General features: G+C 63.3%; 21 protein-coding genes and 1 pseudogene. 10 read left to right on the top strand and 12 right to left on the bottom strand.

The features are described from left to right. Both F4827_RS27095 and F4827_RS27100 read right to left on the bottom strand, forming a co-directional pair. A pseudogene (locus F4827_RS27095) lies at positions 1–698 on the bottom strand (hopanoid biosynthesis associated radical SAM protein HpnJ); the annotation flags it as partial. 326 nt (positions 699–1,024) lie between these two features. Continuing rightward, positions 1,025–1,189, bottom strand: coding sequence for a hypothetical protein (locus F4827_RS27100; protein WP_183729793.1), 165 nt, complete (start codon positions 1,187–1,189; stop codon positions 1,025–1,027). 483 nt (positions 1,190–1,672) lie between these two features. Here F4827_RS27100 and F4827_RS27105 point away from each other — a divergent pair, with 483 nt between their 5' ends. The 6 genes from F4827_RS27105 to F4827_RS27130 all read left to right on the top strand — a co-directional run bounded on the left by F4827_RS27105 (position 1,673) and on the right by F4827_RS27130 (position 12,291). Further along, positions 1,673–3,010 carry an efflux RND transporter periplasmic adaptor subunit gene (locus F4827_RS27105; protein ID WP_183729796.1) on the top strand — a complete coding sequence of 446 codons (1,338 nt, stop codon included), beginning with the start codon at positions 1,673–1,675 and terminating at the stop codon, positions 3,008–3,010. A 19-nt stretch (positions 3,011–3,029) separates the two neighbouring features. Continuing rightward, positions 3,030–6,215 carry an efflux RND transporter permease subunit gene (locus tag F4827_RS27110; RefSeq protein ID WP_183729799.1) on the top strand — a complete coding sequence of 1,062 codons (3,186 nt, stop codon included), beginning with the start codon at positions 3,030–3,032 and terminating at the stop codon, positions 6,213–6,215. Continuing rightward, entirely contained in the window at positions 6,212–9,526 is a 3,315-nt protein-coding gene (locus F4827_RS27115) for an efflux RND transporter permease subunit (protein WP_183729801.1), read from the top strand. Before F4827_RS27110 ends, F4827_RS27115 begins: the two co-directional genes overlap by 4 nt. Positions 9,527–9,585: 59 nt before the next feature. Beyond that, complete coding sequence (locus F4827_RS27120) at positions 9,586–11,097, top strand: efflux transporter outer membrane subunit (protein ID WP_183730112.1); 1,512 nt, start codon at positions 9,586–9,588, stop codon at positions 11,095–11,097. Between the two features lie 256 nt (positions 11,098–11,353). Beyond that, complete coding sequence (locus tag F4827_RS27125; RefSeq protein ID WP_183729803.1) at positions 11,354–11,848, top strand: hypothetical protein; 495 nt, start codon at positions 11,354–11,356, stop codon at positions 11,846–11,848. A 146-nt stretch (positions 11,849–11,994) separates the two neighbouring features. Beyond that, on the top strand, positions 11,995–12,291 hold the full coding sequence (locus F4827_RS27130; RefSeq protein ID WP_260175452.1) for a hypothetical protein: 297 nt from the start codon (positions 11,995–11,997) through the stop codon (positions 12,289–12,291). Between the two features lie 140 nt (positions 12,292–12,431). Here F4827_RS27130 and F4827_RS27135 read toward each other — a convergent pair whose 3' ends face one another. Together F4827_RS27135 and nfsB are read right to left on the bottom strand one after the other, a co-directional pair. Continuing rightward, complete coding sequence (locus F4827_RS27135) at positions 12,432–12,896, bottom strand: PACE efflux transporter (RefSeq protein ID WP_183729805.1); 465 nt, start codon at positions 12,894–12,896, stop codon at positions 12,432–12,434. 106 nt (positions 12,897–13,002) lie between these two features. Further along, entirely contained in the window at positions 13,003–13,656 is a 654-nt protein-coding gene (gene nfsB / locus F4827_RS27140) for an oxygen-insensitive NAD(P)H nitroreductase (RefSeq protein WP_183729808.1), read from the bottom strand. A gap of 138 nt (positions 13,657–13,794) precedes the next feature. Between nfsB and F4827_RS27145 the strand changes: the two genes are divergently transcribed. Further along, on the top strand, positions 13,795–14,214 hold the full coding sequence (locus F4827_RS27145; protein ID WP_183729810.1) for a secondary thiamine-phosphate synthase enzyme YjbQ: 420 nt from the start codon (positions 13,795–13,797) through the stop codon (positions 14,212–14,214). Between the two features lie 126 nt (positions 14,215–14,340). Continuing rightward, positions 14,341–15,054, top strand: a complete 714-nt coding sequence (locus F4827_RS27150; RefSeq protein WP_183729812.1) for a dienelactone hydrolase family protein — start codon at positions 14,341–14,343, stop codon at positions 15,052–15,054. 146 nt (positions 15,055–15,200) lie between these two features. Here the strand turns inward: F4827_RS27150 and F4827_RS27155 are convergent, their stop codons facing one another. The 8 genes from F4827_RS27155 to speB form a co-directional block, all read right to left on the bottom strand. Continuing rightward, entirely contained in the window at positions 15,201–15,986 is a 786-nt protein-coding gene (locus F4827_RS27155) for a hypothetical protein (protein WP_183729815.1), read from the bottom strand. 286 nt (positions 15,987–16,272) lie between these two features. Continuing rightward, on the bottom strand, positions 16,273–16,776 hold the full coding sequence (gene tssJ / locus F4827_RS27160; RefSeq protein ID WP_260175453.1) for a type VI secretion system lipoprotein TssJ: 504 nt from the start codon (positions 16,774–16,776) through the stop codon (positions 16,273–16,275). An 11-nt stretch (positions 16,777–16,787) separates the two neighbouring features. After that, complete coding sequence (locus tag F4827_RS27165; RefSeq protein ID WP_311674600.1) at positions 16,788–17,171, bottom strand: type VI secretion system baseplate subunit TssF; 384 nt, start codon at positions 17,169–17,171, stop codon at positions 16,788–16,790. Next, complete coding sequence (locus F4827_RS35560; RefSeq protein WP_260175454.1) at positions 17,132–17,533, bottom strand: hypothetical protein; 402 nt, start codon at positions 17,531–17,533, stop codon at positions 17,132–17,134. The genes F4827_RS27165 and F4827_RS35560 overlap by 40 nt, the downstream gene beginning before the upstream one ends. 267 nt (positions 17,534–17,800) lie before the next feature. After that, complete coding sequence (locus F4827_RS27170; RefSeq protein WP_183729821.1) at positions 17,801–19,345, bottom strand: cytosine permease; 1,545 nt, start codon at positions 19,343–19,345, stop codon at positions 17,801–17,803. 50 nt (positions 19,346–19,395) lie between these two features. Continuing rightward, complete coding sequence (locus tag F4827_RS27175) at positions 19,396–20,892, bottom strand: aldehyde dehydrogenase family protein (protein ID WP_183729824.1); 1,497 nt, start codon at positions 20,890–20,892, stop codon at positions 19,396–19,398. Then, a complete protein-coding gene (locus tag F4827_RS27180; protein ID WP_183729826.1) occupies positions 20,889–21,335 on the bottom strand; it encodes a nuclear transport factor 2 family protein in 447 nt (148 codons plus the stop codon). Before F4827_RS27180 ends, F4827_RS27175 begins: the two co-directional genes overlap by 4 nt. Positions 21,336–21,419: 84 nt before the next feature. Next, positions 21,420–22,385 (bottom strand): agmatinase, encoded by a 966-nt coding sequence (gene speB, locus F4827_RS27185; RefSeq protein WP_183729829.1) that lies wholly within the window; start codon positions 22,383–22,385, stop codon positions 21,420–21,422. A 138-nt stretch (positions 22,386–22,523) separates the two neighbouring features. Here speB and F4827_RS27190 point away from each other — a divergent pair, with 138 nt between their 5' ends. Together F4827_RS27190 and F4827_RS27195 are read left to right on the top strand one after the other, a co-directional pair. Next, complete coding sequence (locus F4827_RS27190) at positions 22,524–23,456, top strand: LysR family transcriptional regulator (protein WP_183729831.1); 933 nt, start codon at positions 22,524–22,526, stop codon at positions 23,454–23,456. Positions 23,457–23,582: 126 nt separating this feature from the next. Further along, positions 23,583–24,350, top strand: a complete 768-nt coding sequence (locus tag F4827_RS27195; RefSeq protein ID WP_183729834.1) for a hypothetical protein — start codon at positions 23,583–23,585, stop codon at positions 24,348–24,350. Positions 24,351–24,383 lie beyond the last annotated feature (33 nt).

The raw sequence follows: 24,383 nt of genomic DNA on the forward strand, positions 1-24,383 counted from the left end.
ATCACGTTTTCCACCGAACGCGTGCGATAGCGATGGCCGCTCACCGTCTGCGGCCACAGGCAGAACGTGCAGCGCGACTTGCAGCCGCGGCCCGTATAAATCGACACATACGGGTAGTTCAGATAGCCGATGAAGTAATTGTCGATCTTCAGATCGCGCTTGTAGATCGGCGCGACGAACGGCAGTTCGTCCATGTTTTCAAGGATCGGACGCGCTTCGTTATGCTCGATCGAGCCATCCTTTGCGCGCCACGAAAGCCCCTTGATTTCGGGGAATGGACGGCCTTCGGCAATTTCCTTGCAGGTGTAATCGAATTCCTCGCGACAGACGAAATCGATCGCTTCGGTCGCCGTCAACGAATTGTGCGGATCGACCATCACCTTCGCGCCCACCATGCCCACCAGCAGCGACGGCTTGCGCTTTTTCAGATCTTCGGCGAAGAGCGCATCGGTGGGGAACGACGGCGTGCTGGTGTGAATGATGACGAGGTCATAGTCCTGCGCGATCTTCAGCGTTTCTTCCACGCCGATGCCGTCGGCGGGCGCATCGAGCACGCGGCTTTCGGGCACCAGCGCGGCGGGCTGCGCAAGCCAGGTCGGATACCAGAACGAGCGGATCTCGCGCTTCGCCTGATAGCGCGAACCCGCGCCGCCGTCAAAGCCGTCATAGGACGGGGCCTGCAAAAACAGCGTTTTCATATCGTCGATACTGCCGCGAGTGCGCGCGGACTTACGCTTCAAGGTGGGTTCCAGATCGGACAGCCGCAGCGAAAGCTTCCAGACGCGTTTCAATCCGCATGCAATCCACTTTCCAAAAAGACCATGTATTACGGGAACAACAGCCCCCTGGCGCTCTAGCGTACTCGCGCGGCCTGAAGAGAACCTTAGCTCGGAAAGCGTCTGGCGGATGCCGCAATTACCGCGCGTTACGCGGCAAGCCGCGTACTTCACGCCCTAACCCTCTAGTGTCGTCGGTGAATATGACAAACGCAGCAACGCGAACGCCATGAAGCCTGACGCCCGGCTTACCAGCCCGGCCCGCGATCCTGGCAGGCGAGCAGACAGCCCAGCGCCGACACCGTCCCCGCCACGCCAATGCCCGCGCCCAGCGCAATATTTTCAAGTGTGGTCGAACAGCCCTGCAGCGACATCGCGCCAGCAAGCGTGAGGCCCAGCAGCAAGCGACTCAATGCACGCCGAATGGATGAATGATTTTTTGACATGCTCCGGTCACCTCCTCAGACCCGTTACTGGCAATCAGGACGTGAGCATAGCGATCGCACGCGGGCGCTATGCGTGGAGCTAATCCCGGCAAATCGAAGCCCTTACAAGGTATTTCACGCGCTTTGCCCAACACGCATTTAGCGGTTTAAAGAGCGCTTGTAATACGCCAAAACCTTTCATTTAACCTACGTTTCGAAATTAGCGCGCGAGTTGGTTAGACTGCATGTCTCAAGCTCACGCGATTCGCCCCTGCATGGCGGATACGCGCTGCGGCTGCACACAACAACCATGAGAATTCGTATGCGAACCGACGACACCCGGCACGGCGCTTGCGCGGCCCGCCTGCCGCGCGCCCCCCACGGCCCCAGCATGCACATCAGTGCGCGTGCAGCGCAACGCGCCGGCACGAACGGCCTCGTCGGCTTCGATATTCTTCCCGGGAGACGGGCATGAGCGACACGCCCAACCAGGCACCCGTTCCGACCACGCCGCCCAGGCCGCCCGTGCCGCTCACGCCGCCGCCGGGCAGCAACCCGCCGCCGCCGCGCAAACGAGGCGGCCGTGGCCGCTGGATTCTGATTGCGCTGATCGTGCTGCTGATCGTCGTCGTGGTCATTCACATACTGCATCGCAAAAAACCTGAACGGGGCGCCGCTCCGCAGGTCGTGACGGTGGCGCCCGCCACGACCGGCTCGATGCCGGTCACGCTCGATGCGCTCGGCACGGTCACGCCGGTCGCCACCGTCACGGTGCTGCCGCAATTGAGCGGCTATCTCACGGAGGTCGGCTATCGCGAAGGTCAGGACGTGGTCAAAGGCCAGTTCCTTGCGCAGATCGATCCGCGCCAGTACGAGATCAGCAAGGAGCAGGCCGAGGCGCAACTCGCCAAGGACCGTGCCTCGCTGGCCCAGGCGCGCGCCGACCTCGAACGTTATACGCAACTGAACGAAAAGAAGTCGATCGCCGAGCAGACCTACAGCGACCAGAAGTTCCTCGTCGCGCAGGACGAAGCGGCGGTCAAATCGGACCTCGCCAACATCAAGCAATACGAGCTGGATCTGATCTATTGCCGCATCACCGCTCCGGTTTCGGGGCGCGTCGGCCTGCGTCTGGTCGATCCGGGCAACTACGTGACCGCGTCCAGCTCCACGGGCATCGCCGTCATCACGACGATGAAACCCACCACCGTGCAGTTCACGGTGCCGCAGAATTCGCTCTCCGATGTGCTGCAACGGGTCAACGCGGGCGCGAAACTGCCGATCACCATCTTCAACAGCGAGAACACAAAGCAACTGGCAACCGGCACGCTCTACGCCATCAGCAACCAGATGGCCACGGCCACCGGCACGGTCACGCTGCGCGCGAGCGTGCCCAACGACGACGAAGCGCTGTTCCCCAACGAGTTCGTCAACGTTCGCCTGCTGGTGGACACGCTGCAGAACGCCGTGCTCGTGCCCACGCCGGCCGTGCAGTCGGGTGCGCCAGGCGACTATGTGTATCTCGTGAACGCCGACAACACTGTCTCGGTCCACAAGGTCACGCTCGGCCCGAGCGACGGCCAGCACACCGTCATCACCGCAGGGCTGCAGGCCGGCCAGCGCGTGGTGACCGATGGCCTCGACCGCCTCAACGACGGTGCGAAGATCCAGCCCTCGACCGGCAAACCGGCTACGGCGAAGGGAGCCAGCGCCGCGCGCATGGGCAATGCCTCGCACGCACGCGCGGTCTCCGCACCGGCGGCTGACACGGCGGCTTCCAGCGCGTCCTCGGCCTCCGATGCCTCCTGATTCCACGCCTTAAGCGCCGATGAATATTTCGCGTCTTTTCATTCTGCGGCCCGTCGCGACATCGTTGCTGATGATCGCGATGGTGCTGGTCGGTCTCGTGGCAATGAAGTTTCTGCCCGTGTCGTCGCTGCCCGCCGTCGATTACCCGACCATTCAGGTGCAGACCTTCTATCCGGGCGCGAGCCCCAGCGTCATGGCCACTACCGTGACCGCGCCGCTCGAAGTGCAGCTTGGCGAGATTCCGGGTTTGCAGCAGATGGTTTCGTACAGCTCCGAGGGCGCCTCGGTCATCACGCTGCAATTCGATCTCTCGCTCAGCCTCGATGTGGCCGAGCAAAACGTGCAGCAGGCCATCAACGCCGCCAACAGTTTCCTGCCCAGCGGCCTGCCCGCGCCGCCCACCTACGCCAAGGTCAATCCGGCGGATCAGCCAATCCTCACGCTCGCGGTGACGTCGAAATCGATGTCGCTCACGCAGTTGCAGGACGCCGCCAATAACCGGCTCGCCACCAAGATTTCCGAGGTGCCGGGCGTGGGTCTCGTGAGCACGGCGGGCGGCAACGTGCCGGCCGTGCGCGTGGAAGCCGATCCGCAGAAGCTCGCCGCCTACGGCCTGAATCTCGACGATCTGCGCACCCTGCTCGCCAACGTGAACGTGAGCGCGCCCAAGGGCAACTTCGACGGCCCCGAGCTCGACTACACGATCAATTCCAACGACCAGATTTCCGATCCGAAGGATTACGAAGATACGGTCATCGCCTATCAGAACGGTGCGCCGGTCTTCATGCGCGACGTCGCTCGCGTGTCCACGGCGGCACAGGATGTCGAGCGCGGCGCGTGGTACAACAAGCAGCCCGCCATCGTACTGAACGTGCAGCGCCAGCCGGGCGCGAACGTGATCGCCACGGTCAACCAGATCATGCGTCAGCTCCCGCAGCTCGAAGCCACGCTGCCCGCCGGCATGAAAGTCACCGTGGTGTCGAACAGCGTGGGCGTGATCCAGGCGTCCGTGCACGACGCCGCGTTCGAACTGGTGCTCGCCGTCGCGCTGGTGGTGGCGGTGATCTTCGTGTTCCTGCGCAACCTGCCCGCCACCATCATTCCGAGCATCTCCGTGCCGGTCTCGCTGATCGGCACGCTGGCGGTGATGTACGAACTGGGCTACTCGATCGACAATCTCTCGCTGATGGCGCTGATCATCGCCACGGGTTTCGTGGTGGACGACTCGATCGTGATGATCGAGAACGTGGTGCGCTATCTGGAAGAAGGCGAAAAGCCCTTGCAGGCGGCGTTAAAAGGCGCCGGGCAGATTGGCTTCACGATTCTCTCGCTGACGATTTCGCTGATTGCCGTGCTGATTCCCCTGCTCTTCATGGGCGGCGTGATCGGGCGTCTGTTCAGCGAATTCGCCGTCACGCTCGCGGTGACCATCGTGCTTTCCGCGGTGGTCTCGCTCACTGTCGTGCCGATGATGTGCGCGCGTATCCTGCGCGCCCAGGCCGAGCGCCACCCCAGCCGCTTCGAGCGCATCAGCGAAGGTCTGTTCGACAAGACCCTCAACGCCTACGAGCGCGGCCTGCGCTGGGTGCTCGACCATCAGACGCTCACGCTGATCGTGGCGGTGTTCACGGTTGCGCTCACGGGTCTGCTGTACGTGGTGATTCCCAAGGGCCTGTTCCCCGTGCAGGACGTGGGCGTGATCCAGGCCATCAGCGTGGCCGACAATTCAGTCTCGTATCAGGCCATGGTGCGCCGCCAGTCCGCGCTGGCAGAAGAGATTCTTAAGGACCCCGATGTGGTTTCGCTCACTTCCTACGTGGGCATCGACGGCATCAATAAAACGCTCAACAACGGCCGCTTCCTGATCAACCTGAAGCCGCACGACGACCGTTCGGAAAGCGCCGGGGAAATCGCCCGGCGCATCCAGCAGTCGGTGTCGAACGCGGCGGGCATCAAGCTCTATCTGCAGCCCGAGCAGGATCTGACGCTCGATACCACGGTATCGCCCAACCAGTACAACTTCGTGCTGCGCGGACCGAACCAGCAGGCCTTCAACCAATACGTGCCGGCGCTCATCGCGAAGATGAAGCAGATCCCGTCGATCGCCGATGTGACCAGCGACCTCAATTCCGACGGCCTTTCTGTCGACGTGCAGGTGAACCGCCAGCTCGCTGCGCGCTACGGCATCACGGCGGCGACCATCGACAACGCGCTCTACGACGCGCTGGGCCAGCGCATCGTTTCGACCATCTTCCAGCAGTCGGACCAGTACCGCGTGATCCTGGTCGCGAAACCCGAGTCGCTGCCCACCGTCGACTCGATCGGCGATATCTATCTGCCTAGCCAGACCGCCAGCAGCGGCCAGGTGCCGCTGAAGGGCATCGCGACGATCCGCATCACCCGCTCGCCGCTGACGATCAGCCACCTGGCGCAGTTCCCCGCGGTGACGATCTCGTTCAATCTCGCCGATGGCGCGTCGCTCTCGGCCGCCGTGCGCGACATCCGCAAGGCCGAAGCCGACGTCAAGCTGCCGCCGTCGATCACCTCGGCGTTCCAGGGCGCGGCGCAGGCCTTCGAGGATTCGCTCTCTTCCGAGGTCTATCTGCTGATCGCTGCGCTGGTGGCTGTCTATATCGTGCTGGGCGTGCTGTACGAAAGCTATGTGCATCCGGTGACGATTCTCTCGACACTGCCTTCGGCGGGCATCGGCGCGCTGCTCGCGCTGATGATCGCGGGCAAGGATCTGGACGTGATCGGCATCATCGGCATCGTGCTGCTGATCGGCATCGTCAAGAAGAACGCCATCATGATGGTGGACTTCGCGCTGGAAGCGGAACGCGTGCACGGCAAGGCGCCGCGCGAGGCGATTTTCGAAGCCTCGCTGCTGCGCTTCCGCCCGATCCTGATGACCACGCTTGCGGCCATGCTGGGCGCGCTGCCGATGCTGCTGGGCACCGGCACGGGCTCCGAACTGCGCCGCCCGCTGGGTCTTGCGATCATTGGCGGTCTCACGGTTTCGCAGATGCTCACGCTGTTCACGACACCTGTGATCTATCTGTTCTTCGACCGTCTCGCGATCCGTTTCGGCCGCAAGAACAAGCCCGGCAGCGAAGGCGACAGCGAAGCAGACGCTGATGGCAGCGGCGGCCCGAACGAGCCGCCTCACAGCCCTGGCCCCACGCCCGCGCCCGAGGGCACGCCGTGAACCTTTCGGCCATCTTTATCCGTCGCCCGGTCGCCACGTCGCTGCTGGCCGTCGCGATCCTGCTTGCCGGCGCGCTGGCCTTTTTCCGGCTGCCGGTCGCGCCGCTGCCCAACATCGCCTATCCGGTGATCGTGGTGCAGGCCAATATGGCGGGCGCCAGCCCGGAAACCATGGCCTCCACCGTGGCCGAGCCATTGGAGCGGCGGCTGGGCACCATCGCCGACGTGAGCCAGCTCACCTCGATCAACAACGTGGGATCGTCGCTGATCGTGGTCGTGTTCGGCCTGAACCGCGACATCAACGGCGCCGCGCGCGACGTGGAAGCCGCGATCCAGGCCGCGCGCGCCGATCTGCCCACCACCCTGCGCAGCAACCCCACCTATCGCCAGTACAACCCCGCGAGCGCGCCGATCATGGTGCTCGCGCTCAGCTCGGACACGCTCACCACGGCGCAGCTTTACGATTCCGCCGATTCGGTCATCATGCAGCAGCTCTCGCAGGTCGACGGCGTGGGCCAGATCACGCTGGGCGGCGGCGCACTGCCTTCGGTGCGCGTCGAACTGCAGCCTGGCAAGCTCAATAGCTACGGCATCGGCCTGGAAGACGTGCGGGCGGCCATCGGTGCGGCCAATGCGGATAGCGCCAAGGGCCACCTCGACCAGGGCGACCAGCGCTTCGTGGTGACCTCGAACGACCAAATCAGCACCGCCGCGCCCTATCGCGACGTGGTGATCGCGTATCGCGACGGCGCACCGGTCTATCTGCGCGACGTGGGCACGGTGCGCGACTCCAACGAAAATATCCGCAATGCCGGCCTCTACAACGGCAAATCCGCGGTGCTGGTGATCATCTATCCGATGCCGGGCAGCAACGTCGTGAAGACCGTGCAGCAGATCCAGGCGCGCCTGCCCGATATCGAGGCCGCCCTGCCCGCCACCATCAAGGTGAACGTGGCCGTCGACCGCTCGGAATCCGTGCGCGCGTCGGTGGCCGACACCGAACGCACGCTCTTCATCGCCGTGCTGCTGGTGATCGGCGTGGTGTTCGTGTTCCTGCTCTCGCCGCGCGCCACGCTGATTCCGGCGGTGGCGCTGCCGCTGTCGATCATCGGCACGTTCGGGCCGATGTATCTGCTGGGCTACAGCATCGATTCGCTCTCGCTGATGGCGCTCACCATCGGCACCGGCTTCGTGGTGGACGACGCCGTGGTCGTGCTGGAAAACATCGTGCGTCATATCGAGGCCGGGCTCGACCCCAAGGAGGCGGCGCTGCGCGGCGCGGGCGAAGTGGGCTTTACCGTGCTGTCGATGAGCCTCTCGCTGATCGCCGTGTTCCTGCCGATCCTGCTGATGCCGGGCATCGTCGGCCTGCTGTTCCATGAGTTCGCGATGACGCTGTCGATTGCGATCATCATTTCGCTGATCGTCTCGCTCACGGTCACGCCCACGATGTGCGCCTACGTGCTCAAGCGCGAACGCGAAAGGCGCGAACCGCCGCGCGCGGCGGTGTGGATCGACGCGCAATTCGAGCGCTTCAAACAGTTTTATTCACGCACGCTGGACGCCGCGCTCGATCATGCGGTGCTGGTCATCGTGCTGTTGTTCGTGCTGCTGATCGGCAATGTGTTTCTCGCGCGGCTGCTGTCGGGCACGTTCTTCCCGGAGCAGGACACCGGTATCCTGATCGGTCAGATCGTCGCCGACCAGAGCATCTCCTTCACGGCGATGGAAAAGAAGCTCGCCCAGTTGCAGGACATCGTGCAGAAAGATCCTGCCGTGGCCTCGGTCGCGGGCTTCACGGGCGGGCGCGCGCTGAATACGGCAACGGTCTTTATCGAACTCAAACCGCTCGCGCAGCGCAAGCTGTCCGCCACGGAAGTCGTCAACCGTTTGAGGCCCAAGCTCAACGCGGTTTCGGGCGCGCGGCTGTTCCTGCAGGCGCAGCAGGATCTGCAGATCGGCGGGCGCCAGTCGGCGGCTGAATATCAATACACGCTCACCAGCGACGACGCCGATGCGCTATTCGAATGGACACCTAAACTTGTCGATGAGTTGAACAAGTATCACGGCACGCTCACCGACGTAAATTCAGACCTCCAGCAAAACGGTCTGCAGGCGTATGTAACGGTGAACCGCGCGAGCGCCAAGCGCTACGGCTTCGATCCGAACCAGGTGGACAGCGTGCTTTACGACGCCTTCGGACAGCGCACGGTATCGACCATCTACAACCCCATCAACCAGTATTTCGTGGTGATGGAAGTGGCGCCGGAGTACTGGCAGTATCCGCAGTCGTTCAACCGCATCTGGTTGAGCACGGCAGCGGGCAATGCGAGCGGATCGGCGTCCACGCAGATGCCGGGCAGCACGGTTTCGGGCATCACGGCCTACAGGGCCGAAAGCACCGCCAGCAGCGGCACGAGCAGCACCAACTCGCGCAACGCCAATGCCGTGGCCAATCAGCAGAACAATTCGATCGCCAATAGCAAGGGCGGCAGTTCGAGCGGCAGCGCGGACAGCACCGCCGCCGAAACCATGGTGCCCGTCGACGCACTGATGAGCTGGACCACCGGCCACACCGCCACCCAGGTCAATCACCAGAGCGGCGAAGTGGCGGGCACGATCTCGTTCAATCTGCCCCAGGGCGGCTCGCTCTCGGAAGCCGGCCAGATTATCGAGCAAGCGCAGCGCAACATCGGCATGCCCGCCTCGATCCACGGCGCGTTCGCGGGCGCGGCGCAAGCCTACGCGCAATCGATGGGCACGGTGCCGCTGCTGATTCTCGCGGCGCTGGCTGTCGTCTATATCGTGCTGGGCGTACTCTACGAAAACACGATTCACCCGCTGACGATTCTGTCGACGCTGCCTTCGGCGGGCATCGGCGCAACGCTTGCGATGCTGATTTTCGGCACGCCGTTCTCGGTGATCGCGATGATCGGCATCATCCTGCTGATCGGTATCGTCAAGAAGAACGGCATCATGATGGTGGACGTGGCGATCCAGTTGCAACGCAAGGAAGGCCGCAACGCGCGCGCCGCGATCCACGAGGCCGCCGTGGTGCGTCTGCGGCCGATCATGATGACGACCTTCGCGGCGGTGCTGGGCGCGGTGCCGCTGGCGATCGGCATCGGCCAGGGCGCATCGCTGCGCCAGCCGCTTGGCGTGACGGTGATGGGCGGCCTGATCCTGAGCCAGGTTTTCACGCTGTACACCACGCCCGTGATTTATCTGTTCCTCGACCGCCTGCGCGCCCGCCTCGCCCGCTGGACCGCACGCCTGCCCTGGAACCGCCAGGCCGATGAGAGCGCATCATGAAGATTCATCCGACCGTGTCCGTTTCCGTTTCTGATTTCATTTCCGATCCCGTTTCGTCCATGAACGACCGCGCCGGCTTGCGCCCACTACGATTCGTGCCCCTGTGCCTCGCGCTGCTGATGAGCGGCTGCATGGTCGGCCCCGAATATCATCGCCCGCAGGTCAACGTGCCCGCGCAATGGAAAGAGCTGCCCGGCTGGACCCAGGCCGATCCGTCCGCTGCCGAAGGCCCGAAGGGCGAATGGTGGACCGCCTTCCAGGACCCCTTGCTCGACGAACTTGAGCCGTTGGTGGCGGTCTCGAACCAGACCGTGGCGCAGAGCTACGCGAATTATCAGCAAGCGCTCGCCGAAGTGCGCGTGGCGCGCGCGAGCCTCTTCCCGACCATCGGCGTGACCGGGTCGGCCACGCGCGAACGCGCGTCCACCAGCACGACCAGTGGCTTTAGCAGCGGTGGCGCGCGCATCGTCAATTCGGGCTCGCTGGAAGCGAACGTCAGCTGGACGATCGACTTCTGGGGGCAGGTACGCCGCCAGATCGAGGAACAATCGGCCACGGCGCAGGCGAGCGAAGCAACGCTCGCCAACGCCCAGCTATCCGAGCAGATCGCGCTTGCCAATGCGGTGATCGATCTGCGCGTGACCGACGCGGATATCGACCTGCTGACGCAAACCGTCGAGGCGTACAAGGACTCATTGCGCGTGGTGTCGAATCAGGACACGGCGGGCACCGTTCCGCCATCCGACCTCATCACGGCGCGCACGCAACTGGAAAACGCGCAGTCGAGCCTGATCGCCCTGGGCGTTTCGCGCGCGCAGTATGAACACGCGATTGCCGTGCTGGTGGGCCGCAATCCCGAAGATATGACGATCCCGCACAGCGCAAAGCTGCCCACGCTGCCGGTCATTCCGGCAGGCGTGCCGTCGACCATCCTGCAACGGCGGCCCGACGTTGCCACGGCGGAGCGGCAGATGGCCTCGGCGAATGCGGCGATCGGCGTGGCCATCGCGGCGTACTACCCGACGATTTCGCTTTCGGCGCTTGACGGCTTCACCCAGGCGCCGCTCGCGGGCTTGTTGCATGTGAGCAATTACGTGTGGTCGCTGGGCGCGAGCGCAACGGAAACGGTCTTCGACGGCGGCGAGCGCAGCGGCGAAGTCGCGGTGGCGCGCGCGAGCTATAACGCTGCGGTGGCGAATTATCGCGGCACGGTGCTGAGCGCGTTCCAGAGCGTGGAGAACGACCTTTCGGGCCTGCGCATCCTGGCGCAGCAGAGCGAGGCGCTGGACGCCGCGGTGCGCGACTCGATTCGCGGCGCGCAGATCGCGCAGAACGAATACCAGGCGGGCACGGTCGATTACACGACGGTGGCGACGGCCCAGGCGACCCAGTTGAGCACGCAACAAAATGCGCTGACGGTGCAGCAGTCGCGCTTGCTGGATGCGGCTGCGCTGATCGGCGATCTGGGTGGCGGATGGACAGGCGTGCTGCATGACGCGGGTCATCCGCAGCAGGTGAGTGTCGATCGGGGCAGTAGCGCTAATGCAAACGCCGCTACGCCGCCTCAGTAGCGAGATTTCAGCGGCCGACTCGCGGCCTTGCGGATCAAGCCCCTCATTGCAGGGGCTTTTTTTCACCTCAACCAATCCGTATTCGAAATCAAACCGACTACTCACCTTGACGATTCTTGACTGTTTTTGCGCGAAGCCAATGCGACAATTCCGCGTTTTTAACCGTCCTCCTCCGCAGAAACCCGCCCTGATTTCATGGCGTGGTGGTGAGAAGCCGTCAAGGCGAGGTAAAAAAGTGAGAAAGGCAATTGCGGCCATGCTGGTCGCCGCAACATTATCCGCAGGCTGCGCAACGGGCTCCAAAGTCAAGCTCCACGATACCGCGATGCTGGGCGACGCCGCGCTCGCGCCGTCCCTATATGGCAAGTATCGCGTGCTGCAGGGGCCTTCGGAGGCGCGCATGGCTTACCTTGAGGTTTACGCCAGCACGCTGGGCAAGCCGGTATTCCGGCTCGTCGATAAGGACAATATCGAACTGGTCGTAGCAAGCCCGCTCACTTGCGAACTGAAGAAAAGCGGCGCCGATGTAACAGGCAGCATCACCTGCGGAAAGCGCCGCTCTCTCGCCGGTGAATATCCCTTCGTTCATCTTGGCTCTGGCACACATTACCCGACGAATGCGGACGGCGTTCAAGGTATCTATAACGGAAAACTGATTCCGTTTAACGATAACTGGTATTTGTTTGAGTTCAACGGAAGCGGCGGCTTCCAGACCGACGACTACCTGCTGGAAAGAATACCTGGCGATTGAGCGTAATCGCGTGCGACACAAGAAGTTGTAAAGAACAGTTAACGCGGCATGACGCCGTCAACGACGGTGAATCGCTGATCGTTAGCCGTGCAGACGCCTATGGCGTCATCCAGTCAAGCAAGTAGATCTCGATCACGAGGAAGAAAATGAAGAAGTCGTCTATCGCCATTCTGGTTTCCCTTTCGGCATTCGCCAGCATCGCCTCGGCGCAAAACGCAGACAACGGCATCCAGATGAGCAACGATCCCGCACGCGCCGCCCAGGTCGAGGAACACGCCCGTAACGTGCAAGCGCAACCGGCAACGATGCAATTCGACGAAGGTTCGGATGTCGCTAAGGCATCGCCGCAAAAGGCAAAGAGCCATCACAAGCACGGCGCAACGCAATCGAAATCGAAGAAGAAGCACGCGCACAAGGCTGAGAAGGCTCACGTCGCGCAGTAAATCGCGCGGTTAGCGATCGGCAACCCGCCGCCCGTTCAATCGGGCGGCAATCCTTGCATTAGCGACGCGCAAGGTCAATTAAGCAGGATGACGAATCAGTCCGATATCGGTGAGCCGTGTCGATACGACCGCCGATGCAATTAATTGCACGGCTCAGCCTGCGAAGCGCGCGACTCCTGCGGCAAGGGCAATGCGGACGCCGGCAAGCCAAAGACCGAATCGAAGATCAGATTGAAGATGTAGGCGTAGACGAGGAAGAACATCGTGAGGCCGATGTCCATCAAGAAGGCCTCGAGCAGCGAGACACGCAGCGTAAGCGCGATCATCGGCACCAGAAAGATCACGAGGCCGCCCTCGAAACCCACCGCATGCATCGCGCGTCGCAACGGGCTGCGCCCGCGTTTGGTTTGGCGCACTTCCCAGCGTTCGAAAAGCCAGTTGTAGACGGCGTTCCACCCCACCGCCACCAGCGACGTCAAGATCGCCGCCGCGCCCGCGCGGTCCGCGCCGCTGCCGGCAACCGTGGCGAAGCTCGTGCCGGTGATCAGAATGCCGAAACCCTCGAACAGCGTGAGATAGACGATCCGGCGCTTGATGCCTTGCATGGCCTTAACGCTCCGTTATCCGTTTGTAGCGCGTCACTGGAACGCCGATACTACACGAGCGCCAATATCCGCAGCGCCGCCGCGGTTATTGGCGAATACCCACGGCTCAGGCGAGGTCGGTGAAGACCGCTTGCGTGCCCAGACGCGACTTCGGCAGCTTTGCGTTGAAATCGTCGCCGCTGCGATAACCCAGACCTACCACCACGATGGCCGTCAGGCCCTGCGCGGCGAGACCCAGTTCCTCGTCCAGCGCCTTTGCGTCGAAACCTTCCATCGGGCAGGCGTCGATTTCGAGCGTCGATGCGCCGATCAGCAGCGTGCCCAGCGCAAGGTACGCCTGCTTCTCCATCCACGCGGAAAGATCGTCGCGTTCGCGATGCAGGTTGACGTAGAAGCCGCGCGTGTTCTGCTGGCCCGTCTTTGCCTCGGCATTGGCGAAGCGGCCGTCGGCCTCTTCCTGCGCCAGCACGGCGTTCAGATGCGCCTCATCCATGTCCTTGCGCACGCACAGCACCATGACGTGCGAGGCGCGCGTGACCTTCGCTTCGTTGTAGGCGTAACCCGGCTGCATCGACTTCGCCACGCGGGCGCGTGCGGCGTCGCTTTCGGCAACGATGAAATGCCACGGCTGCGAGTTCACCGAAGACGGGCTGAAGCGGATCAGTTCCTTGAGTTCATCGATGACGGCAGCGGGGATCTTGCGAGCGGAATCGAAAGCCTTGGTGGCGTGGCGAGCCTTGGCGAAGTGCGTGAGATTCAACGACATAGTCCTTGTAAGCGGTTTCAGAGCAAGGCCGGTATCCTACCAGCATGAGCCGTTTCCCGCGCGGGGCGGCTGATTGCCATATGACAGCCATACAACTGCCTACACGCCGCATCGACACAGGAGATCCCCACCATGCGCCAGGCCATTCATCATCTGCATGTGAGCGCGCGCTCGCGCGGTCTGACCGAGTTCACCGGGCAAGTGCGGGCGTTCGTGCGCGAAAGCGGTATCGGCATGGGGCTTCTGACGCTGTTCTGCCGCCATACCTCGGCCTCGCTGCTGATTCAGGAAAACGCCGATTCCTCGGTGCGCCGCGATCTCGAACGCTATTTCGACCAGCTTGCGCCCGAAGACCCCCAGCGCTATGAACACGACACCGAAGGCCCCGACGATATGCCCGCGCATCTGCGCACCGCGCTCACGCAGAGCCAGTTGTCGATTCCCGTCGAGCACGGCGCGCCCCTGCTGGGCGTCTGGCAAGGCATCTATCTGTTCGAACACCGCCGTCACGCCAGCGCCCGCGAAGTCGTGTTGCACCTGATCGGCGAGTAGGCGAAGCCGCCCACCGCCCCACCGCTGCGAGCAAAGCCGCGGCACAGACGCTATGCTTGCGCTTTGGCGATCTTATCTGCCTGACCCGTTCTGCCTGTTCCCTTCAACCAATCGACCGGATCCATCATGAAACACTTCAGCGGCTCCATGATCAGCTTCAACCGCCCCGACGGCAAATCGCTCCAGGGCTACCTCGCCACGCCTGAAAAGACCGAAGGCGCGCCCGCCATCGTCGTGATCCAGGAATGGTGGGGCTTGAACGACCAGATTCGCGGCGTTGCCGACCGCCTGGCGCAGGCCGGCTACTACGCGCTCGTCCCCGACCTCTATCGCGGCAAGAGCACCGTCGAGGAAGAGGAAGCGCATCACCTGATGACGGGCCTCGATTTCGGCGACGCCGCCTCACAGGACATCCGCGGCGCGGTCGATCACCTCAAGACGCTCACCGACCGCGTCGGCGTGACGGGCTACTGCATGGGCGGTGCGCTCACGCTGCTGGCCGTCAACCAGATTCCGGGCCTCGCAGGCGCGGTCGTCTGGTACGGTTTCCCCCCGCTCGAATATCTCGATGCGAGCAAGATTACCGTGCCGGTGCTCGGCCACTGGGCTACGCAGGACGGTTTCTTCAAGAGCGAGACCGTCGACGAACTCGAAACCAAGCTCAAGGATGGCGGCGTGAATGTCGAGTTCCATCGCTACATGGCGTTCCACGCGTTCGCCAACGAAACGGCGGTCGGCCCGGGCCGCATTGCGCACACGCAGTACGATCCGGTCTGGTCGCAACTTGCGTGGGACCGCACGCTGACGTTCTGGGGCCGCACACTCTGGAAACAGGCGTAAATCGCCTGAAATGAAAAACGCGGCGCACTTGTGAGACGTGCGCCGCGTTTTTGAACCTGTGCGCCGCGCATCGTATTCAGCGAAGTGTTCCGGGCACAATAGCAACTGTTGTCAATATTCCGAGGTTTCGTCGGATCGCAAAATGCTCAGCCCGCGAAGTCGTATTTCATCCGCTTGATCGGATCCTTCGTCCGTTCGAGGTTTGCGCACAGCGGGCACCATTGCCCCCTTATGACGCCAAGTGGCTGGGTTGACCAGACATGCCCCCGTCGGCACTGCCATTGCAGCGGGTGCCGCACCGAGATGTACTCCTCGGACAAGCAGCGCCCGCCATGGCTCGCGGCGATTTCGTGCATCTTCCCAATGCCGAGTCGACGCCGCTCGCGAAAGCACCGCTTGCACCAGTGCTGCTTCGCGTTCTGCGCCGTCGTCTCCCATTCGTGCCCGTTCGCGCAACGCCAGCGCAAAGGTACGGTCTGATTTTCGTAGCTCTGCGACAGGCAATCGCCACCGTGGCTTGCCGCCAGCGCGCGCATCGCGTCGATCGTATCGCGCTGCCGTTCGTGCCAGCATTGCCAGCACCATCGTCCGTTCAGGATAGCCCTGAACGATGTGCGCCAGCGATGGCCCGCTGCGCACTCGAACTCCAGTGGACTCAGAACATTGATGTACGCGGTCGAAAGGCATCGGCCGCCGTGCGCGCGGGCGGCGCGCCGGACGTCGTCCAGCGGGTGGCACTTCTGCTGCACAGCGCAGGCGCGGCACCACGAACCTCGGCTTTTCACGTTACCGAAACTTGCGAACCAGCGGTGTCCTTCGGCGCACTCCCATTCCAGCGGTCTGCGGTTATTGACATATTCCGGCGACAGGCACCGGCCCCCGCGCGATGCAGCGATCGCGTGGGCATCCTCGATTGTTAGGCGCCGGCTCATACCCGCTCCGGTCGCTGGGTGGCCATGATCGGCAAAGTCCCGATCCGTGATAACCCAATGGGCAAACGGGCGTTGGACACGCGCAGCCCCACCAACCGAGTCTTGCCGCTCCCACAGTTAAACGCGACGTGCATCTCACACCTCGCAGTAGGAACGCGTCCGCGATGCGACCAGTCGGGGCAACGGACTACAGTTCGTTTCATCTCACTGCTCCTTGGGTGATCGTGGGGGATGGCGACAGACACTGCATCGCCAGTCGGCAACGTTCCCCTTGCCTTTCGAAAATTCATCTGTTATCCGAATCAATGACCAGCGTCCGATCGGCGGCGATCAGCTTCACTAGATCCGTTTTTTTCCACTTCGATTTCGGAAGCAGCACTGACCACTCCGCATCGGACGTGTCGCGGAAGAACGCCGCCACGCCCACAAAATTCGCCGCATCGTCCATCGGCTCCGAAATCTTCAGCGTCTGCCCCGGCCCGAGCGTGACATCGCGGCTCCAAAGCATCGACGCCTTCAGTGCATCGTTACCGCCGAGCAGTTGCGCATAGGTGGCCGTGGCGAACGGTTTGTCGTCCTTCAACTGCCAGATGCGCAGCACCACCGGCAGCGATGTGCCCCGCGCGTCCTGATTCAGCGCGCCGCGTGCCGTGACGACAAGATCCATCTGTTTGACCTTCGTCTCGAATACCGCTTTCGTGACGGCCACAGTGCCGTCCTTCACGGCCTGCAACGTCCCGCATGCGCTGAAGCACAGCGCAAGGACCACGCCGCACGCGCGCCCGATCATCTTCGTGTGCATCAGAACGGCGCTCCCTCGAACATCGTGCGGGGATAGACGGTCTCTTTTCCGTCGACGACCAGCGCCAGCCCTACCGCATGGTGAACACCCGCATAACGGCCCAGGAAATGATTCAGCACATCGCCGAACAGCACGGCATCGCCCGGCCCGTCAAAGGCGCTCGCGTCAAGTTCGACATGCAGACGGATTTCCCGGAGCATCCCCCCACGCGCCAGCACCTGCCGAAGGGACACCCGTACCTCCCGGATCGCGTCGATGCGCTGCGCCGCACCGTCGTCCGGCGACCAGTCGTACAGCTCCAGCACTTCGCGCAACGCGGTCGCGCCCTCCGGGTGAAAGCGGTTTAGCTCGTTCGCGGCGCCCGAGGTGTGGTGACCCAGCACGCGCCAGTCGTAGCCCGGGAAGTAACGCGGTGGATACGGATGCGCTTCCAGCGCGTCACCACGCCGTTGAAGGTGGCCGCTGCGTGGTCCACCGGGTCGGTCCAGCTTGCCAGCGGCATCGCAGCCCGCTCGTCAACATGGAGGCCCGCGCGTCGCCCAACGTAGTCCTTGCCGTCGATATCCAGACGTGGCGAAGTAACCGTGAGATTGACCACGTAGTCCTTGCAGAACCCGCCTTTCACCTTGAAGTCCAGCACGTCAAGATCATGCTCTTCCTTGCCGATCCATAGCCTGAGGTGCTGCGTCAGGCGGACATCAGGATTACGTAGTGCATCGGCAAAGCTCTTTGTCACGGCATTCATATGCCCGCCCCTGTCAGATTGGAAGACGCAGGTCGAATTCGTTGCGCCCGCATCCACAGGGGATAAAATCTAGGTTTGGATCACCAATCAGTCAATTTCAACTTACGCCGCTTTCGCAAATTCTTAGATTCGTCTGTTGAATGACAAAAAGCCTGCACGCTTAGTTTTTTGATATTTAAATGCGTGATAGAGGAAATAAAAAACGCGGCGCACGTTGTGAGACGTGCGCCGCGTTTTATTACGACCGCTTGTTTTCTGTCGAAGCGCCTAGTGCGAGCGCCCCGCCGCCCCATCCAGCAGCGCGATTTCGCGCTCGCTCTGCAGGACCGCCTTGCGCTCGCCTTCTGCGTCGATCGAACGCGCCAGCACCAGATACGCGATCGCCGACACCACCAGGCCCACCGCCCATGCCACGTCCACGCCGCCGATGCGCGCGGCCAGCGGCCCCGTATAGATACCTGGCAGCACGAAGAACGGCACCGTCGAGGCAAAGCCCACCGCGTAGGCGATCAGCCCGCGTGCACCCCATGCGCCGTAAAGACCGTCGGGCGTGAAGAGTTGCGTGATCGCATAGTGGCCGCGCCGCACGAAGAAGAAGTCGACCAGATTCACCGATGTCCATGGCACCAGCAGATACAGCATGATCGTGAGCGCCGCGAACAGGATGTCGATGGCGTTGCCCGAGAGCGAGAGCGAAATCACCACCCACACGAGACCCAGCACGAGCACCGTGATCACGCGCACCGCCGAGGTCGGCCGCACCGGCTTGAACGAATCCACCGCCGTCACCACCGTAAGCATCGCGCTATAGGCGTTCAGGCCCATCGTCGCGACCATCGCGCCCACCGAAGCCAACGAGATCAGCACGCCGAAGCCGCGAAACATCGCATTGCCCGCATCGTAGAGCGCAACGAGGCCGTCCGATGCGCCAAGACGCGTCGCGAGCCATGCGCCCAGCGCGATCAGCCAGATCGCCGATGCCGACGCCCCGACGAACACCGCCGCAATGATGGCGCGCGGCTTCGTGTCACGCGGCAAATAACGCGAGTAATCCGACACATAGGGCGCGTACGTGATGTTGTAGCTGGCGCTCGCGGCGAACTGCGCGGCAAACGCCACCAGCGAGAAGCCGCCTGCATGCGCCACGCCGGCCTTCACGCCCACCGCGCCAAACATGATCCACAAGGTCAGCAACACGTAGAGCGGCAGGCTTGCCACCAGCAGCCACTTGAACACGCGATGCAGCCAGTCGTGGCCGTAGATCGCCAGCGCCAGCGCGATCAGCGCCGTCACGATGGTCACGAGCGTGGGCGACCAGCCGAAGATGCCTTTCACGCCGCTCGCCATCAGCACGGTATCGACCACATTGAAGCCGATGAAGGTGAAGAGTGTAGCGATAAGGATCAGCACCACGCCGCGATAGCCAAACTGCGCACGCGACTGGATCATCTGCGGCAGGCCCAGATGCGCGCCCTGCGAGGCGTGAAAGGCCATGAACAACGTGCCGAACAGAATGCCGAGCACGCCCGAGAGGATCGTGTAGCCCAGCGAAAGTCCCATGCTCGGCCCCACGAAGCCGATGGCGATCGTGAAGAACTGGAAATTGCCGAGGAACCAAAACGGTCCCTGGCCTGCCACGCTGCCGTGGCGTTCGTGCGCGGGCACATAATCGATCGAGCGAACTTCGATCTTGCGCCATTTGCCGGGCTTCGGGCCGGCTGCATCGGCGGTCTCGGCCGCGCTGTTCGCAGCGATGTTCACAGCACTGCTCGCCGCAGGCGGCGCCCAGCCATTAACGTTATCGGTGCTCATCTGTCTGTTCCTGTGCGATTCTTTGTGGGGCGCAGTGCGTCAGTTTTGCTTCACGACTGCGGCGGATGAGCGGCGCCTGCGCGCGCCCGGATGACGTGTTTGATTTCCTGGTAAGCGCGCACGCCCCAGGGACCGAGTTCGCGGCCAAGGCCGCTAAGCTTGCGTCCGCCCCAACCCGTCTGCGGGAAGATCACCTGCGGGGCATTCACCCACACCACTCCAGCCTCGCAGGCGTCGCTGACCCGCGCGGCGCGTGCGGCGTCGGCGGTCACGACCGTGGCGACCAGGCCGTAATCGCTATCGTTGGCCAGCGCGATGGCTTCGTACTCCGTATCGAAAGCGCGGACCAGCGCAACTGGGCCGAAAATCTCCTCGCACCAAAGCACGTTGTCGGGCGCAACGTTCGCGCACACCGTCGGCGCGATGAAGTAGCCGGCCTCCAGTTGCGTGGGCGCTGCGCCGCCGCACAGCACGCGTGCACCCTGCTCCTTGCCGCGCGCGAGCAAACCCAGCACGCGCTCGCGTTGCGCCGCGCTGATCAGCGGCCCGACCCGTACATCCGTTTCATGCGGCGCGCCCACCACGGCGCTGCGCGCCAGCGCAACCAGTTTCTCCACGAACGCATCGTGCAACGACCGAGCCACCAGCACGCGCGACGTCGCCGAACACATTTGCCCCGCGTTGAAGAACGCACCGTTGAACGCGAGTTCGACGGCTTCGTCGAGGTTCGCATCGTCGAATACGATCAGCGCCGATTTGCCGCCCAGTTCGAGCGAGATGCGCTGCATGCGCTGCGCAGCGGCGCGCATGACCGCCTGGCCCGCTGCCGTGCTGCCCGTGAAGGAGACCTTCGCCACCCCGCGATGCGAGGCCAGTTGCGCGCCCACCTCGCGGCCGCCCGCAACCAGATTCACCACGCCCGCAGGCACATCGGCGGCCGTGACGATATCGACGAGCGCGCGTTCTGCCAGCGGCGTCAGTTCCGAAGGCTTGATCACCACCGTGCAGCCCGCCGCCAGCGCGGGTGCGAGTTTCCACGATGCCGTCACGAGCGGGAAGTTCCACGGCACGATCAGCGCGCACACGCCCACGGCCTCGTGGCGTACATCGGCTTCGAATGCGTCGTCGGGCAAGGCGACCGGCGTGCTGGCGGCCACGCCCCCTTCGCGGCACAACTGCGCGTAATAGCGAAAGGTGGCGGCAGCGTCGCTCACGTCAAGTTCGGCTTCGAAGCGCGGCTTGCCGTTGCAGCGCATCTGCAACTCCACCAGCTCGCGCGTATGGGCTTCGATGCCTTGCGCAATGCGTTCGAGCCGTTCGCCACGTTGTGCGACGGGCGCGGTGCGCCAACTGCGCAAGGCCCGCGCCGCCGCGGCCACGGCTTCGTCGACATCGTCCGCCGCTGCGCCCGACACTCGCGCATAGGGCTGCGCGCTGCAAGGATCGACGAGTTCGAGCGCTGCGCCCGCGCCTTGCCGCCATGCGCCGTCGATAAACACGCCCGGCTCGACCGCCAGCGTGACGGCTGAAATCGCTTCGCGTTTCATGCGCACACCTCGCTTTCGTTCACGGCATCGTGCACCGCCGTGCAGGCGTGCGGCGACAGATGTTCGTGCACCGCCAGCCACTGGCCGCCGCGCTTCGCGAACGCAATCGTCTCGCGCTCGTCGAGCGTTTCGCTGCCCGCATGCGTCGCGACGCGGGTGCGCACGTTATGCACGAACAGCGCCACATCGCCGATGCATTGCACGCTGCGCGCACGCGATTCGCAGCCCAGCACGCGAAAGCCGTCCTCGCGCTCCCATTGACGCCACAGCGCCTCATAGGCCGCGCGCGTGGGCAGCGGCTCGCTCACGTGATGGAACACAAAGCTTGCGTCGGCTGCAAAGGCGGCAAAATAGACGTCGCGGTCGTGACGCGCAAAGGCGTCGATCAGGGCGTCGGCGGCGGCCAGCACCTGGGTTTCTGTGTCGCGTTCGGTCTCGCTCATGAACACTCTCCGGGGATAACGTCTGCTTATGTTTTTTAGTTTGGACGGCGAATCATCTGGATTGGACTTGCGTTCACGCGTTTTTCAAGCACGATACTTCACGCCCGGCAGCACGCACAGCATCTCGAATGCGAGATTCGCGGCCAGCAGCGCCGTGGTGCCTTGCGGGTCATACGGCGGCGAGACTTCCACCAGATCCGCGCCGACCAGATTCAGCCCGCGCAAGCCGCGAATGATTTCCAGCCCTTGCGGCACGGTCAGACCGCCGATTTCCGGCGTGCCCGTGCCCGGCGCGAAGGCCGGATCGAGACCGTCGATATCGAAGCTCAAATACACGGGGCCGTCGCCCATCTGTTCGCGCACTTCCTTCATGAGCGTTTCGAGCGAGCGGTTCCAGCAGGCTTCGGCCTGCACCACGCGAAAGCCCTGATCGCGGCACCAGTCGAAATCCTCAGCGTGATAGCCGGTGCCGCGCAGGCCGATCTGGATCACGCGGTCGCAGTCGAGCAGGCCCTCTTCCACCGCGCGGCGGAACGGCGTGCCGTGAGCGATTTTCTCGCCGTACATGGTGTCGTTGACGTCGGCGTGCGCGTCCACGTGGACCACGCCCACCTTGCCGTACTTCTTGTGCATCGCGCGCAGGATCGGCAGGGCGATGGTGTGGTCGCCGCCCAGCGTCACCGGCTTGCACCCGCTGGCGATGATGCCGTCGTAAGCCGCTTCGATATCGGCAATGGCCTTGTGGATGTCGAAGGGGTTGATCGCCACATCGCCGATATCGGCCACCTGGAGCGAATCGAACGGCGCGGCGCGGGTGGCCATGTTATAGGGCCGCAGCAGCACCGATTCGGCGCGAATCTGGCGCGGGCCGAGACGCGCGCCATTGCGGTTCGACGTACCCAGATCGAACGGCACGCCGACAAAACAGGCGTCCAGCCCCGCGCTGGTTTCGGCGATCGGCAGACGCATCATCGAGGCAATCCCGCCAAAGCGCGGCATGGCGTTACCGGAAAGGGGCTGATTCAGCGTGGTGTTGCGGGAGTCGTTCATATCCGTAAAAACCCTGTAAACATCGATCGGAGCAGTGGGTTCAAACCCAATGCTGGCAATGCTAGAGGGAAAAAATTTTGGATAAAATGATGGCCTGATGATGTTTACATCGATCTGGATCAATGTAAAAGGTATCCCGTGCTCGCCAACCTGACCGATTTCGACCTGCGGCTGATCCGCGTTTTCCTCGCCGTGGTCGACGCGCGCGGACTCACCGCCGCCCAGGCGGCGCTCAACGTAGGGCAATCGACCATCAGCACGCAGCTGTCGTCGCTGGAAACGCGGCTAGGCTTCAGGCTCTGCGAGCGCGGACGCGGCGGCTTCAAACTCACGGCCAAGGGCGAGCGCTTTGCGATGTCGGCGCGGCGGCTGCTGGTGGCCGCCAACAGCTTCTGCGCCGAAGCCGCGAACATGGACCGCCAGCTGGTGGGCGAGCTGAACCTCGGCCTGATCGGCCATACGCCGTTCAGCCAGAACGCGCGCATCAGCGATGCGATTGCCCGTTTTCGCCAGCGCGACCAGGCCGTGCGCTTCAATATCCAGATCCGCTCGCCGGGCGAACTGGAGGAACAGGTGCTCAACGGCAAGGTGGATATCGCCATCGGCTATTTCTGGCATCGCGTGCCCAGCCTCGACTACACCGCGCTCTTTATCGAGCGCCAGTACGCCTATTGCGGCGCGCGCCATCCGCTATTCGAGCGCGCGGCAGAACCCGGTTCCATCGGCGCAGACGAAGCCGCCGCCTGCGAATGGGCATGGCGCAGCTACCCGCTGCCCGAGGCGCAGCACTCCACGCACGAGCGCAATGTCACCGCCATCGCCGACAACATGGAGGCCGTCGCGCTGCTGATTCTTTCGGGCCATCACCTGGGGTATCTGCCGGTTCATTTCGCCAAACCGTATGTCGATGGCGGATTGTTGCGCGCCGTGAATCCGGCGGCGCTGCGCTACGACGTGACCTTCCATATGGTCACGCGCCGCGCGCCGCATGCGGGCGATATCCAGCGCGCCTTCGTCGACGATCTGCGCGCCGTGCATCTGAACGAGATGGCGCCGGAAGCCGCCTTATAAGACGCCCGGCACGGCCGCATCACGCAAAAAGCGTTTGCCGTAAAATCGCTTTCGCCTAGTCAGAATAGTTCGTAGTCCCTCCTATCCGCTCTTGCCGTGCATGCGCCTTCGCCTACCGGAGCCATCGTGACGCAACTGATCCAGCATCCCGCTTTTCTGTTCTTTTCGCTGATCGTCTGCCTGCCGCTTGCGGCCATGTTTGGCGCGCTGGTGCTGCACCGCCGCGCGCCGCTGTCCGAAGAGGCGCGCGAGAACTACAACATCGTGCAGGGCGCCACGCTTACGCTGCTGGCGCTGCTGATCGGCTTCACGCTGTCGATGGCGGTGAGCCGCTACGACCAGCGCAAGAATTACGAGGAAGAGGAAGCCAACGCGATCGGCACCGAGTATCTGCGTGCGGACCTCGTTGGCGCGGACGCCGCCAGAATCAAGACGCTGCTCGCGCGCTATCTGGAGGCGCGCATCGAGTACTACCAGACCCGCGATCATGCGACGCTCGACGCCAACAACCACACCACCGCCGCCTTGCAGGCGCAGCTCTGGGACAGCGTGCGCCAGGCCGCAGCCGCGCAACCGAATCCCGTCACGGCCCTCGTGGTGGCGGGCATGAACGACGTGCTCAACACCCAGGGCTATACGCAGGCCGCGTGGCTCAACCGCATTCCGGCGGCGGCGTGGATACTGATGCTCATCATCGCGCTCTTCAGCAACATCATGCAGGGCTATGGCACATGCGGCAAAAGCGGCCGGCGCGTGCTGATGTTCGTGCTGCCGGTGACGGTGTCACTATCTCTAACCTTGATCGCCGATATCGACAGCCCGCGCGCCGGCCTGATCCGCGTCGCGCCGCTCAATCTGCTGAGTCTGCAGCAGTCGTTCCAGACGCCGAACTAAAGCCTGGTTAAAGCTGAAATGCACATCAAGAAG

The organism is Paraburkholderia bannensis (assembly GCF_014200455.1).
Classification (GTDB): domain Bacteria; phylum Pseudomonadota; class Gammaproteobacteria; order Burkholderiales; family Burkholderiaceae; genus Paraburkholderia; species Paraburkholderia bannensis_A.